Genomic DNA, 14,418 nt, shown 5'->3' with positions numbered 1-14,418 from the left:
GCGCAAGAATTACATTAGCATTACTTACTGATTGCCTTGCCCAAGCGCGAGTCCGCGCGCGACATCGACAACGTTTTTAGGCTGTTGCTTACCGCTTTTCACGTCTGCCGCATATTGTATAGTAGTCCCGACCTGTCCGGCACCTGGTATAGCGAGGCCGATCGCATTGCCAAAATCCTTGATCGGCGCCTTGACGGGTTTACCTTCGACGCTCTTAACGATGTCCTCGACCGGTTTGGCAATCGCGCCGAGCGCCGACATGTACGCCGGCATGCCGGCCGAGCTGTAGCCCTGGATCGCTGACCACGCGTCTCGCATCATGGGCACCATGGAAGCGTATTCGCCGCCGATTGCCCCCATAGCCCATTTCGCAACGCCTTCCTTCTTGTCGGGTTTCGCCAGCACGCCCGCCCACAGCGCCGGCACGATCATCGCCATCAGATAGCGCGACAGGACCTCCGGCTTGCTGAAGCCATTCGTGCGCAGCTTGTCGACTATGTCCATGTTCTGGCCGAGTGTGTTGTTCATGAAGCCGTAGAGCGTCGTGAACATCTTGATCGCTTCGTTGCGTTCGGCGAGAATCATCGAGCGGCTGGCCTCAATATTGCTGCCGTGCGCCTCCCGCACGATCTGGTTTGCGTAGGAGATGGCATCGGCTTCACTCATGGGCTGGCCAGTGCCGCCGCGGTTCTTCGGGATACCTTCCGTGATCGCGCGGTCGTACGCAGCCCAAGCGGTCGGCACGGCCGTCATCATGTCCGACCACGCCACCATCGAGTGGCCAAAGCGCTCTGCCTTGGCATGCAGGCTTTCTGGCTGGAACAGGCTGGCCGACGTCTGTCGGTAGTCGCGGTCCTGCTGCATCAGCCGTGCGCGGATCTCTGGAAATTTCTCGATCGCTCCCTCGACCTCTGCGCTGTGGTTTAACCCGATCGCCGCCATGCGCGCGGCGAAGTACTTCTGGCCGCCGCCACTGAAATAGCCGGTGGACTTGAGCGCCGCGCTGCCGCCGTGCTTGAGCACCGTAGAGATGCGTAGCGCGATGCCGTTCGCGACGATCGCCCGTCGAGCAGACGACATGATGGCCACGAGCCGGCTGCTCTTGTCCTCCATGTTCTGGGAGTTCGCCAGATTGCCCAGCCACCGCTGCATGGACTTGTACTGCTCCGGGCCATTCGACAGCTTGAACTGCTTCGCGAAGTCCCGGTTCATCAGGATCTTGTGGACGTCAATCAGCGCTTCGCGGTACGCCAGGTCGTGCACGGTGTCGTGCAGGCGCTTTTCGAGGGAGTGGTAATCGAGGTTGACGCGGTCGAAGTAGCCTTCAATCCGGCCGTTCAGCGAGCCGTTCGTCGTGGTGTCGGCGCGATAGTAGCCCTTGCCGAACAGGCCCTCGCTCGGGTCGATCGCAGCCGAGTCCTGCTTGCGCGCGCCGAGGCGTGAGCGGATCGGATCGTAATCGATCGGCGCGTAGCCGCCCTTCATCTCGCCAAACTTGGTCTGGAACGGCCGGGGCTCGACGCGGTCTGGCGACGTGTTGCCGAGGCGCTTGTTCATCTCGACCATTTCCGGCCAGTGCTGCTCGAAGGCGTCCCACGTGATCTGGGTGGCCTGCCAGTCCTTTTCGGTCATGTTGTCATGCAGGAACAGCCAGACGTCGCGAGGATCCCAGTCCATACCCTTCGTCAGCTTTTCGAAGTTTGACTCGTTGCCGACGTTGCGCGCGATGCCCAACATGTCGCCTCGCGTCAGGCGCCGGTAGACCTTCGGGCCGAATTCTTTGCTCAAATCAGCGTCGAGCAGGCGGTTATTCGGCACCTCTTCGGTGAGCCGATCCTGCCACTCCTGGCCGAGCTTTTCCTTGACGGCATTGCCGAAGTAATCGGACAGGCTCTTGAGCATGTCCACCTTCTGATAGTTCGCGCTGAATACCCGGTCGAACATCGTACGCGTAAAGGGGCCGAGGATTTCCTGCGCGTCGAACTGGTTCGCCTTGAACTGCTGCGGTTTGAGCTCGGCCGCCGTCGCGCGCAGGAAGCTGGATACGCGGTCGAGCGCGACCTTCATCGGATTGTCGACGCCGGAGCGCGGCTTCTCGACCAGATCCTCGATCTGGAACTGGTCCGGCTTTTCCTTCATCTTCGCCACCAGCTCATCGACTACCGACGCCAGGTCGCGCTGCTGGCCCTCCACCGTGACGCTCTTGCGCGCGCGGGCAATCGTCTCCAGTGAGTGGATCGTGTCGCGGAAGCCGCGGATCTGCTCGACCGTCATTTCACGATACGGCATACGCACGGCGGGGTTCGTCATGTCCGGGTTGACGAGTGGCGAATAACCGAGGTCCTGCTGCGAGCGAATCCACATGCTCAGGCTCTTCTGGCCGGCGGTCTTCTGGTTTTCGTCAGGCGGGTTGCGGCGGAAGTCGAAGCGCTCGCGCAGCGCATCGATCTGCTCGAGCACGTCCAGATCCATTTTTTTGCGGATGCTCGCTTTGTCGTACTGCTTCTGCTCCGCAACGATCTTGTCGACCTCGGCCTGCGCCTCGCGAGCGGCGCGGGCCAGCCGGTTACTGAGCAACGCCTGTCGCTGGGATTCGACGGCGCCCTTCGGGTCTTTCGGCGCCTTTGTGATCGCTTCGCGGTTCGCCTTGGCCTCTGCGACCTCGTACTGTCGCGGGTTGAGCTCGAGCACGCGTTTGCCGGCGATCATCCGCTCGGCAGTCGCCTGTGCGGCCTTAGCCAGTTCGGTGGCCGGGATATCGGAATTGCTCAGGATCTTCAGGCCGGTGGCCATGAAGCGTGCGCGAGCATGGTTCGCAACTGCAAGATTGGCCGCGTCTTCGATCGCCTGCGGGTCGGTCAACTCGCCGTGCTCCTGCAGCATGCGCTCATCGGTCAGGCGCTCGGTAGCCGCCTTCGGCTTCTCGGCATTGATCAGATCGCGCACCAGGTCGTCGCCGCTGCGATAGCCGAACAGGTCGGCGACGTCATCCGGATGCATGCCGCCCTTCGCCGTCAGGCCGCGCAGCTTCGTGAGGTCTGGCGGGTAGGTGTCTTCGGCGTACATGCGCTTGAGCGCATCGCTGTTAAGCTTGTAGCCCTCTTCTGCGCTGACGCGGTCGCCCGTGCGCGGGTCCGTGCTTTCGCCGGTTTCGAGGAATGTGCGGGCAAGGTTGACGGGTTGGTCCATCACCTCGAGTGCAACCTTCTCGCGGACCTCGTCGCGCAGCACATCGTGTTGTCGCTGCATCTCGCGGATGATCTTGCCGCGCGCTTTCGACATCCACTGCATGTCCTTGATCGACTTCGCCTGCATGTCCCGGATTGCGTCCTGGGTGGCCTGCTCACCCTGACGCGCGTAAGCTGCCTGCTGCGCATCCGAGGCGCCAGCGGCTTTCACGTCGAGCGGCAGATACCCGCGTACCTGCTCGGCGCGCTGGATAGCCTCATCACTCGCCAGCATGCGGTCGAAAACGCCCCGCATTTCGTCGTTTGGCTCGGCGCCATGGAACGCCGTCATGTTGCGATACACGTTCATCAACCATGAACGGAAGCGCGAGAACAGCGACTGCATCTCGATCGTCGGCGCCTTCCCTTCCATCAGATACGACTCGAAGCCGCGGGCGAACTTCTCGTGCATGGTGCGCTGCTGCTCGAGTGTGCGCCCCTGCCAGTCGGCCAGATCCTTGCCACCGGCCCACGTCAGGAACGACTGCATGTCGTCCTTGATCTGCTGCGGCGCATCTTCGCGACCAGCCAGATCGCCCAACGTCGACAGGAAGAAATGCCCCGACTCGTGCAGCGCGGTCGACAAATCGGCATCCTTCAGCAGCGCTATAGTATTGGTGTCGGGATTGAACGCACCGCGCTCCGACTGCTGCAGGCCGACCCCCATATCCTCGCCAACAATGCGCAGCGGGTAGCGGTCGAATAACTCGGCCGGCGAGATTCCCATGCGTTCGGACATTGTCCGGTAGAACTGAACTGCAGGCTCAATGCTCGCGCGGCCGACATTGGCCGGATAGCGGCCCGTCGCTGCGATCTGACTCGTCAGGCTGTCGCTGATATCGCCCAATTCCTTCTGGGTCGTGCCGGCGTTCGTCGTCTCATCGACTACGCCGTTGGCACGCTCCTGCATCTCGTCGCGGGCATTCTGGTAAAACGCCTGTCCCTCGGAATAGGTCATACCGCCCTCTTCCGTTTTCAGCTCAGGCAGGATGACCTTGTCGAGGTCCGTGCCAGCGATGTGCGTTGCATAGTCCGCGATCGGGATCTGGACGTCACCGCCGGTGGCCACGGCCTCGTTGAGTCGATCGGGCAAGCCGGGAATCTGGCTCGGGTCGACAGCAGACTGATGCAGCGCATCCGCCAGCATCTTGCCGTCCACATACACGTTCGACACTGGGCCGTCTTCGCTGACCTGCTGGACATAGTTGCGGAAGGCTTCAGGATCATGCGTTCGAAGCTTCGACGCCTGGGCAATCTGGCTGATCTGCTGCACGGTCGCGCCGCCGCGCTCGGCCGTCTCGGCATCGAGCCCGACCTGATAAGCCTGCTGCACAGCGTCGTGCAGAGGACTGCGGCCCATCACGCCGGAAAGCATCGCGCCTGACAGACCCGACAGGATGGTTTGCTCTGGGTCGAATCCTTCCTGTTGCGGCATGACGAGATTCATCGCTTGCCGGCTTACTTCGCCCGTTGCGACTCCCGATGCCGCTCCCGTCGCAAGACGGTAAGCAAGCGACCCCTCCGCGCCGAGCGGTACGATACCGCCGAGTGTCGTTGTGGCGTACGACATCTGCGCGGCCTTGATGGCCTGCGCCATGTCACCCGTCTGATCATAAACATCCTTTCCGGTGTTGACCGCCGACGTCAGTGCAGGGAACGCCATTGCGCGCGCGCCGTGCGCCACTGTCTGCCCAACGGCTTGCGCAACGCCGGGAGCTGCTTCTGCGGTCTGGGCCTCGGCGCCAGCAGGGCCTGTCAACGCAACCTGCGCCAGCAGGCCTAGCATATTGCCGACGGTGTCCGCGGCCTTCACGCCAAACGGCGCAGTCGCGGGTTCGGCGAGAGCCTGGCGGTTCGCAAGCGCCGGCTCAATCATGCGCTGATACCACCAGTCGCCAGCGTCCGTGCCGGTGGCCTTGTCAAGGAGACTCAAGCCACCGCCGACGGCCCGGTTAAGCGCTAGCGCTGAGCTTGTGAACGACGAGCCGACGCCTTTCGCCAAGCCCGTCAGCATGTCCTTGGTCGCGGTCAGCGCCTGCGCAGATTGCGCCGACGTCAACCCCTCGAGTTGGGACATGCCGTCGAAGTCATCCTGTGCGACGCGCGCGCTGTCCGGATTGTTCGCCACCCAGTCCGCCAGCCTCGGGCTTTGCGACAGGATCTGTGCGTTGTTCTGCGCCTTGGCCTGAGCTTCGTAGCGCGGGAGGTCTGTCTCGACAGCAGCCTGCGGCGCGCCAATCTGTTTCGCGATACCTGCCGCACGGCCGGCAGCATCCGCGCTCTGTTCGCTGTTTGCCACCGCGACGCCCTGCGCGGCTTGCAGCGTTTGAGCCTGACCGATCGGCTTGGCCGTGGCCAGATCGAACACGTTATCCGAAGGCGCCGGTGCGGCCGTCGGCGCGCCGCCGATCGGTTGCGCGGAATCGAGATCGAAGCCAGCCATTACTGGACCGCCTGGAATTGTTTGCCGTCAGGGCTCACGTAGGCCTGATTGCCGTTCTTGTCGATGTGGAGCGACCAGCCTTTGTCGTTCTGCGGAGCGTGGAACTTCGACATGTCGGGTGACTGGAACGCGGGCATGGTCTGCGCGCCGCCGAGCCATGAAGGCAGGATGCTTGAGTCTCCCTGCGTGCCCTGCACCAGCAAAGCGCCAGCGAGCTTGCGGGTAGTGGCCGTGTCAGGGTATTTCTGGTTCTGGTCGTGATACTGCTCGAGCGACGCCTGCAGCTTCCCGTAGAACTGCTCGGTGGTCTTTGCCTCGTCGCTCCCCGACTTTGCGGTAGCGCCCAGCCCGAGCGGCTTGAGCATGTCGTCGACATCGCCCTTCGTACGCGACCAATCGAGTGACTTCTGCGCTTGCGCAGCATCACCCTTGCCAATGGTCATCTGCAGATTGACGAGCTCGCCGAGTTGCGCCTCCGGAAGAGTGCCGTACAGTTTCGACAGGTCCTGCTTCGAAAAACTGCCGGGGTCGTTGATGGCCTGTCCGCGGAGCTGGTAGTAGGTGTTGAACCCTTGAGGCGTCATCTGCACCTTGGCCGGGTTCGACAGCCGCTCTGTCACGGCCGCCTGACCCTCCTGCGAGAGCTGCCGAAAATTCGCGTAGGCGACCGGGTCAGCTACGAGCTGCGCCATCGACGTGATGGGCTGAGTGCCGTTCGTAGGATCGCCCGCGATCATCTTGGCCAGCGTGCCAGACGCAACCTGCTGACGGGACTGTTGGGCGGCGATCGCAGCATTCGTATTGCCCACCACCGTCGAGGCGGCTACGTCGCCCGCGCGCTTCGCCGCGATGGGATCGCCGGTCAACTGGAGCACGTGCGCTTGCGCGGCCTGCCTCGCCTGTTCGGCAGCGGCATCCTGATTTTCCCTCATCTGCGCCGGGTCCTGCGCCAGCCCGACAGGAGGCGGCGCGATCTGCGCGGCATTCGGCACGCCCGCGGCATTGCCTACAGGAAGTGTTCCACTTACTGCACCTGGCGCTGCGCCAGCAGGGGTTTGGTTAGCCGCACTGCGCCATCCCGGCGTCTCGACGTCGAGCATCGCGTTCAGCACCTTCGTGCGAACCGCCGGGTCGGTCAGGTCGATTTTCTGGTCGGCACCTATGCCGGTGGCTTTCGCCACCGCTGCACCATACGCCGCCGGATTGTTGTTGCCGTCGCCCTGAGGCGCCCACCGGTTCACAATGCCGTCGATCGTATTGATGCCGTGCTTCGTCTGGTAGGCCAGCAGATTGGCGTCTGCCGCCTGGATGCCTTGCTGCTGGCTGGCAAAGGTCTGGAATTGGCCCGTCGCCGGGTCTTTCAGATTGCCCGGGTTGTTGTTCCGGATACCGGGAATCGCGCCGGATGCCGCCGCCGGGGCCGTCGCGGTGTTGCCGTAGCTCACGCCAATCTGGTCGGCGGCGTGCGAGGAAAGCTCAGACTGGATAGCAGGTAGGTCCTGAGGCAGGATCTGCGAGCGGATGTCCGTATGTCGAGTGCGCCCAGTCGAGTCTGTCCAGTCCTCGCCGTTATTCAAAAGCGTAAGAGCGGTCTGAGCGGTGCCGGCCGCTGCCATTCCCTTAAGGCGATCGATCCATGTGGAACTGGTATCGCGCTGAATCAGCGCGTTAGTGTATTCAACCGGTTGACCTTCCGACTGCCCCTGCGCGGTACGCTCCGAAACTATATTGGCCAGGTCACCGTTAAACGCGTTCGGGTCATTCCAGTGCCGCGCTGCGCTCTGCTGGAAGGTGTTCACCATGCCATCCGAGACCTGATGCTGATAGGTCTTGGTCTGCACGTCGGCAAAGCGTGAAACCTCGTCGAGCGTCATTTCTGTGTGACGCATCGATACCTGATCGAACATCTGCTGCGCAACAGGATCGTTCAGCTGATCGCGATACTGCTCACGAAGGGTATTCAACTGCCCGGAGATCTGGGGAGCCTGAGTGATCGCATCCTGGCCCTGCAAGGCGAAGAGTTTGTCCGTCAGGGCGCGCGAGTCACTTGCGAATCCAGTATATGACTGATTCGCGTTCGCCTCCCTCTGCAGGTCAAGCTGTCGCAGCCCGGCGTCGGCAACCTGTGCGCCCGCGCCTTCAGCAGCCTGACCGATGCCCTTCGCAGCCTCACCCGCCAGCGCGCCGAAATCAGCCGGGCTCGACTGGATTTCTTGCGGCCGAAGGGCGACGTTATTAAAAACGCTCTGCGAGGATTCAAGGGTTGGCAGAACTGGCATGGCTTACCTTACGAAGTGGGCGACGGGTAGAACTTGTTCCACGTATTGGCAAATTGCCCCGCTCCAGACAGCATCGACGAGAAGCCGCTCATGAACCCGGCAGACTGGGCCTGCTCTCCCTGCATCGTCTCCAGACCCGACTGAGCGGTATAGTCTGCGCCTTCGTTGCGATAGTTCCACGCCGATCTGGCGGCATTGCTCGTGATCGTCGCCTCGTTGAGCTGATCAACTTCGGCTTCACCTTCCTGATTGCGCAGCGCGCTCCCGGAATTCAGATCGATTCCGCCAGCACCCATCACCGCCCGGATCATGCCCTGATGCTGTGATGCCTGCTCCTGCGCCGCTTGCAGTTGCGTGTTTCCGGTCTGGATTGCGGCATTCGCGTTCAGGTTTGCGATCTGCGCGTTATTGCTCGCGACCTGAGCCTGGTAGTTCGCTGCCGACTTTTGCGCTTCGCCATTCTCGATCGCGCCGTACGCACTCACTCCGGCGCCCACTGCGGTCGCCGCCAACGCTACGGCGGGAAGAACGGCCAATCCCATATCAGGCTCCTATTTCGAATCTGCAGAACGGGACACCCTCGGCGCCCCATGGCTCAGGACTACTAATTTTAGCGCCAAGCCAGCCCAACCAGCGCACCGACAACTCATATCTTGCGTCGACCATACCGGAAAGTTTCGGGTGGACTGCCAGCAATTCAGGCAAAAGCGCCCGGCATGCACGCGCGAACTGCCTCGAGTTACTCTCCACAAGAGGAGTGGTGAGCATCCACGGGTAACTTTCCTGATCGAGCAGGTACGGCGTGATGATGCCGAACATGCACGCCACCTCGCCGTCGATGATCCACGACCACGCGGACGACGATCGATCGAGTTCGCGCAGCAGGCCCCTGATCGGGGTCAGCCCGTCAGACGCCATGATCTCGCGCACCTCGGCGGCGCGCATATGCGGCGCCATCATGAGTGCGTGCGTTCGCGTTGCGGTGACAAGTTCGCCGAGCATCAGTTGTCGCCCACCACGATTTCGGGAATGAGCGCCAGAATCGTCGACGGCAAGGGGTCCGTGACCTGCACGCAAATCTGGCCTGGCACGTTGTAATTCGCCGGTAGTACGACGCGCTGGTCCCCCGTGAAGAGTTGGATCGGCTGCCCCATGGCTTCGGTCGTCCGCTCCTTGATCGGGATCAGGGTGTTGAAAGTGGGTCCAGCGAAGACGCCGCGCGAGTCCTGCACCCGAACGGTGACGGCCGGGATGGTCTTTCGCTTGCTCTGGATCGTGCCGCCCTGTTCCTGTACGTCGATGTACAGGCTTTGCAACTGGCAAGTGAACGGCAGGCCCACCGTAATCGAGCTGTAGGCGCGGTCCAGCGTGATGGCACCATTGACCACTACCTGAGCCGGTGCGACGCTTCCATCGGCGAGTACCGACACGGTTTGCCCGTCGAGATGGTCTAGTCCGCTAATCGTCTGCGCCGGGGTCGTTACCGACCACGTTCCTGCGCTGGCCGGCCATGTTCCGGTCAGCGCATTGACGACATTAACGACGATCTGGCTGGGGTTCGGAATAGACATTACATAGCCCATTCCGTTGTTGATGCGAACCACATCACCCACCTGCGTCGAGCCGAATACTGCAGCGCTGGCATTCATCGTTACCGGACTAGCCAGGATGGTTTGCAGTGCAGCGCCCGATCCAGCCCCCGTGGGATCGAAAACCGTCAATGTCGGGTTAGTCCAACCAATGCCTTCCTCAAGGATATCGGCGCCCGTGATGACGCCGCCCACGATGACCGGCGAAATGATGCCACCAGTCCCCGTGCTATCCGTGATGTTGATCACCGTCTGCGTGCTGTAGTTCTGGCCGCCGGCAATAAGATTAACGGCACTGATAATGGGGATAGCATCCGTTTCTACGGGCGTTAGAGTCGCGGCGGGCGCGTTCAGTGGATACTGAAGCCCGGCGTCTACGCACCACGCCAGAGATGGATTCGCCGCCAGACCAATCGTCGGATCCCCGCCAAGCTGACGGCTCGCAAAGCGCTCGATATATTGAAGGTACTGCCCCTGAATGAAGCGCTCCACAATCACATAAACGACGTTCTCCTCGCCCTCGATCACCGAACAGACGCTCTTGAACAGCCCCTCCGTGTCATGGTGTGCCCATGCCATGACGTCCTGTTCTTTCAGATAGGTGAGGGAAAGCAGGATGCCATCCTCTCTCACACACCAGATCAGCTTGAATGGCTCCTCGGCGTAAGCCCACTCCAGTATCTGGTGCCCGAAGAACAGGTGATTCGACATCATGGTGATGTCGGTGCCGGTGTACAGGTTCACATAGAAGTTGTACGCGAGGTCACGAACGATCGACCCGCGGGCCTGCACATACAGGATGTCGTAGTTGATTGCGATCGGGGGACAGTAGCTGCTGCAGCCGTTATAGGCTTGTGGCAACGCCTGAACCTGGGATGGCGTCAGGGCCGCGCCAGATGTTCCGCCGCTGACAGCCCATGCGCCGCTCGACGTCAGCACCAGCAGGCTCTGCATCGGGATCATGAATTCGATCGCATTGACCTGCTGGCTCGCGATCGTGATCTCAATGTTGTCGTCATCCTTCGACGGAATCGAGAAGTCCATGTTGAAGAAGTCGCCCGACTTCGAAAAGTCCATCTGCTCCGGAGCGTTCGACATGCCAGCGAAAACCTGACGTTGCTGGTAATAGCACACACAGCCCGGGTTCCCGGCAACGGTGAATGGGTCATATGCCTGCGGTGGGCAATTTGTAAAATCCGGCAGGATATTGTCGTCGTTGAACGTATTTGTGGTCGCCGGATTGGCGGAGCCGATATAACCGAAAAGGGCGCCCGCCGGCGGATTCGTGCCCAAGTTTTCCTGCGTCCGGTAAATGTTGTACACAGTCGCGTCCGTGACAGACGACCATGAAACGACATTGAATGCGCCCACGTTCTGGCTCAGGGCAGGAATGCCGGCCGTCGTGCACGGCGGCGTCGGGAGACTCTCCACACCGTTCACCACTGCGGTAACCTGGTAGCTGTAGACGGTGTTCGGGTATTGCGTCCCGGTCTCCGTTTCGTTCACGGTCGAACTGGCCGGAGGAGCGCTGGCCGGCTGGAAAGTTATTGCAGCCAGCGCCCAGTCGGCGTTTCCCGATCGCGTCAGCGTCTGCGGTGTATAGCTGGGGTGCACCAGCGTCATGACGTCAGCCGACTGCGTGTATTTCAGCAGCGCCAGGTCGGATGCGTCGTACGGCGTCGTGAGCGTGTAGACTCGCGCGGCTGTGCCACCGGACACATACGCACTGTAAGCAACCGTGTTTATTGGGTTGCCATACATGTCCGTTAGCGTATACGTGTTCGTCGTCACATTCGCCACGACGCCGAACCGCTGATTCATTTGCGTCATGCCGACGATACCTTGAAGAAGCACCAGGTCGCCATTGCTGTATCCATGGCCCGGATCGGACACAACGCCCGGATTAGCCTGGGATATACCCGTTATCGCCGTACCTATCTCCAGTACATAGCCACCGTTTGTGACAAAGCGAAGGCTTCCCCCGGACGCGGTCGCGGTACCGCCGGAAACCCACGGCTTTACATAAGTGCTCCCCTGCAGCAAAAGGTGCGTGCTGTCTATCACAGTGACGCTGTAAGTACCGTCGAACGTGGGACGCGCGCCACCGCCAGTGCCGGCCGTGAGCGTACCGGCGATCACAACCCGCTCGCCACTGGTCAGGCCAGAGGTCGAGGTCACCTCGACGATAATCTGTCCACTCGGAGAGTCGTAAGAATTTCCGGTGACGGTTGCGGAGTAGTACTGCGAGCCAGCGCCGAAAACTAGCGCATAGGTCTGCTGCGTGTTGAACTGGAATGGAATGAGACGGTTGGGTTGCGTGCTGTCCTTGCACTGGCCGACGAACGACGTTCCGGTGCGCGAGGACGCGCCGCCGCGGTAGTCCACGAAGTAGTTGCGCAGCAACGCCGCGCCGACGTGATACTTGGCCAGATCGACGCGGCCGTACATCGACGGCGCCAGCTCGCCGGCGGCGAAACTCGGAAGTATGATCGGGTTGCCCATCAGCCGATCAACGATAGAGCTTGAGGACCAAACCCGAACATGCCGCCATCTGGCCACGCCCAGTCCATCTCATACCCACGCACGCGCATCCAGTCCGGTGTCTGATTGATGACCGTCAGACCCTCGTTGCCGTTCATGCGTTGCGCATCATTGGCGTACTGCTGCGCTTCGGACAGCGCCATGCGCTGCGTGTTCTTGTCACCCGTCAAGGCCATGCAGATACGCGCGCCAAGGTAAGCGGCGAAGCCTTGCACGAAGAGCGCGTCCCACATCGACGTGTTCGTGTTGCGGAAGGTGTAGATGCCGATCGCCTGCGGCTGATTGGTCAGCAGCACCTCGATCGGGTTGCCGTTGATGTCGAGATCGGTCGCAAGGATGAATCGCACCGGCGGCCCCATAAAGGCGGCTTGTGACAGAGGAGATCCACTGGTGGCCGCAAAATCCGCAGTCGCGGTTGCGCCGTCGGTCGGCTGGATTAGCGGCACGAGCTGACGCAGCAGGACACAGTCGCTCGGGTATGCGTACTCATGCGTCCACGGCGTGGGGACCGTTCCACCAAGGAATGTAGCCTGCAACAGCGTAAGTGGGATCTGCTTGCGCGCGAAATTCCAGTGGGCGGCACGAAGCATTGCATCGACGGCGTTGTCCCAATGCCGCGCGATAGCGTTGGCCTCGGTGCTGCCTTCGGTCAGGCTAGCAATGGTCGACCGCGTGCCGATCACGTCGAGCGCCATGTTCGCGATCTGGACCTGGCTGCTGGCCATGTATTACCCCTGCTTCTTGTAGATTTTCTTGGCAGCTTCCTTGAAGCCGCCCTTCACTGCGTCGGCACGCTCTTCCTCTTCCTCGCCGGGCGGCTCTTCGATGGACATTTTTTCGATCTGGACGCCGACGCAGCGCGTCTCGCCATACTCATCCTTCGATTCGGCCGTGCTGCAGACGCACCCGCAGACGTAGAACGCCACCGTGTCGCCCAGATCGGGCATCGTGTCGATCCCGAGCTTTTCGAGATCTTCCTTGCACAACTGGATGCGCAGGCCGTAGGGGTAGGGATTGGGAGGGCAGTCGACGTAGTCGAAGTCCTTGCTGCGCGCCATGTCGACGATGTTGTCGCTCATGTGAACCTCGCGTCGTTGCTGCGCGATGCGCCAGCAGATATTCGGTAACTGACCGTTCCGCTGGTATAGGCCGAACACGTGACGTCATACAGCACGCCCGGCTCATCCTCTTCGACCACGTGGGTGTCGGGCGCCGTCAGCGTCATGGCATTGCCGTTCATGTCGCGCGCAATGATCCACGTCGAGCCACCGTCGTATGACTTTTGCAGGCTGACCGTGCCGGCGAAAGTGCCCCACAGGGCGAAGTTGAACTTGCCGAGGAACGGAGCACTCGCGCTCGTGCCGGTCGCCACGAAGGTACCCGACACGACGGTCTGGGCCTGCTCTGGCCCGGAAGTGCCAAACTTGCCCATGACAGCTCCTTAGGAGTGCGCCCGGGCGGTGTTCGCCTGCGACATGGCATTCGCGAGAACGGTGGCGAAATCCACCAGCGCGCTGTTCTCCGTCCCAGTGCGGATGTTTGTCATGGCCTCGATCGGGTCGACATAATCGCCGGGATGCTTTTCCTTCATGACGCGAGCGGCCTCGTTCACGGGCTCCATGTGGTGGCCCGGAATGCCTTCGTAGTCGACCTCGTGGAGGTTGGGGTTCTGCGCCTCCGGGTCATACAGGATGTCGTTGATGTACGCCTTCTCGGTCAGGCGATATCGGGGAATTTGAACGGGAGCTTCACCCTTGCTCTTTTCCTGGGATGCCATTGCGATTTCCTCAACCGGTTAAAAAGCGACGGGCCGAAGCCCGCCGCAAACGGGGCCGCCGAAGACCCCGAGGAGACTCAGTTGTTGACGACGATGCCCGGCGGGTAGTAACGGGCGTTGTCGACGGAGCCGAGCCACGCGATCACCGCGCCGGCGGTATTCGCGCCGCCGTTCACGTAGTTCAACTGCAGATACTGCGGAGCCGGGCCACCGTCCGGGTTGACGATCGGCATTTTCAGCTTGAGGCGCGCGCCGACTGTCAGGTTCGCGATCGGAATCGCACCGGTCTCGGCATATACCGTCCACGCTGCGTTGTTGGTCGAACCGAGGATCTGGAAGTTGACCGACGTGCCGCCGGTATAGGCGGTCGTGATCAGCCACTCAACCGTCAGGTCGGCGCTGTCGTTCACGGAGCCCGCCCCGATGTCGCGCGCGTTCACGAGGTTGATCGTGTTCGTGCTCGTCGTCGTCGCACCGGAGGCGAACTGGTTCGCCCCCGACATGCCAGTGGTCGTGCTGTAGGTGCCCTGGTCGAACACCAGCATTTGATCGATGATCATGG

Annotated in this window: 10 protein-coding genes; all 10 read right to left on the bottom strand. The window is 61.5% G+C overall.

The window, feature by feature from the left end; all coding sequences use genetic code 11:
* Window positions 1-24: 24 nt before the first annotated feature.
* A complete protein-coding gene (locus BUS12_RS20305; protein WP_074298701.1) occupies window positions 25-5,670 on the bottom strand; it encodes a hypothetical protein in 5,646 nt (1,881 codons plus the stop codon).
* Window positions 5,670-7,949 carry a hypothetical protein gene (locus tag BUS12_RS20300; RefSeq protein WP_074298699.1) on the bottom strand — a complete coding sequence of 760 codons (2,280 nt, stop codon included), beginning with the start codon at window positions 7,947-7,949 and terminating at the stop codon, window positions 5,670-5,672. The genes BUS12_RS20305 and BUS12_RS20300 overlap by 1 nt, the downstream gene beginning before the upstream one ends.
* 8 nt (window positions 7,950-7,957) lie before the next feature.
* On the bottom strand, window positions 7,958-8,491 hold the full coding sequence (locus BUS12_RS20295; protein WP_074298697.1) for a virion core protein, T7 gp14 family: 534 nt from the start codon (window positions 8,489-8,491) through the stop codon (window positions 7,958-7,960).
* A gap of 1 nt (window position 8,492) precedes the next feature.
* The gene (locus tag BUS12_RS20290) at window positions 8,493-8,951 is read right to left on the bottom strand and encodes a hypothetical protein (protein ID WP_074298695.1); all 459 of its coding nucleotides are present in this window, start codon (window positions 8,949-8,951) and stop codon (window positions 8,493-8,495) included.
* A complete protein-coding gene (locus BUS12_RS20285) occupies window positions 8,951-12,040 on the bottom strand; it encodes a ubiquitin-activating E1 FCCH domain-containing protein (protein ID WP_074298693.1) in 3,090 nt (1,029 codons plus the stop codon). The genes BUS12_RS20290 and BUS12_RS20285 overlap by 1 nt, the downstream gene beginning before the upstream one ends.
* Window positions 12,040-12,804 carry a phage connector family protein gene (locus tag BUS12_RS20280; protein WP_074298691.1) on the bottom strand — a complete coding sequence of 255 codons (765 nt, stop codon included), beginning with the start codon at window positions 12,802-12,804 and terminating at the stop codon, window positions 12,040-12,042. The genes BUS12_RS20285 and BUS12_RS20280 overlap by 1 nt, the downstream gene beginning before the upstream one ends.
* Window positions 12,805-12,807: 3 nt before the next feature.
* Window positions 12,808-13,158 (bottom strand): capsid staple protein, encoded by a 351-nt coding sequence (gene gp10 / locus BUS12_RS20275; RefSeq protein WP_074298689.1) that lies wholly within the window; start codon window positions 13,156-13,158, stop codon window positions 12,808-12,810.
* Window positions 13,155-13,511: a hypothetical protein gene (locus tag BUS12_RS20270; protein ID WP_074298687.1), complete on the bottom strand. Its 357-nt coding sequence runs from the start codon at window positions 13,509-13,511 to the stop codon at window positions 13,155-13,157. The genes gp10 and BUS12_RS20270 overlap by 4 nt, the downstream gene beginning before the upstream one ends.
* A 9-nt stretch (window positions 13,512-13,520) precedes the next feature.
* Entirely contained in the window at window positions 13,521-13,856 is a 336-nt protein-coding gene (locus tag BUS12_RS20265; RefSeq protein WP_074298685.1) for a hypothetical protein, read from the bottom strand.
* Window positions 13,857-13,933: 77 nt separating this feature from the next.
* Complete coding sequence (locus tag BUS12_RS20260; RefSeq protein WP_074298683.1) at window positions 13,934-14,416, bottom strand: Bbp16 family capsid cement protein; 483 nt, start codon at window positions 14,414-14,416, stop codon at window positions 13,934-13,936.
* Window positions 14,417-14,418: the final 2 nt, after the last annotated feature.

This window comes from Paraburkholderia phenazinium, assembly GCF_900142845.1.
In the GTDB taxonomy this organism is placed as follows: Bacteria; Pseudomonadota; Gammaproteobacteria; order Burkholderiales; family Burkholderiaceae; genus Paraburkholderia; species Paraburkholderia phenazinium_A.
The sequence above is the reverse complement of the archived record's forward strand: the minus strand, read 5'-3'. Positions and strand labels throughout refer to the sequence as shown.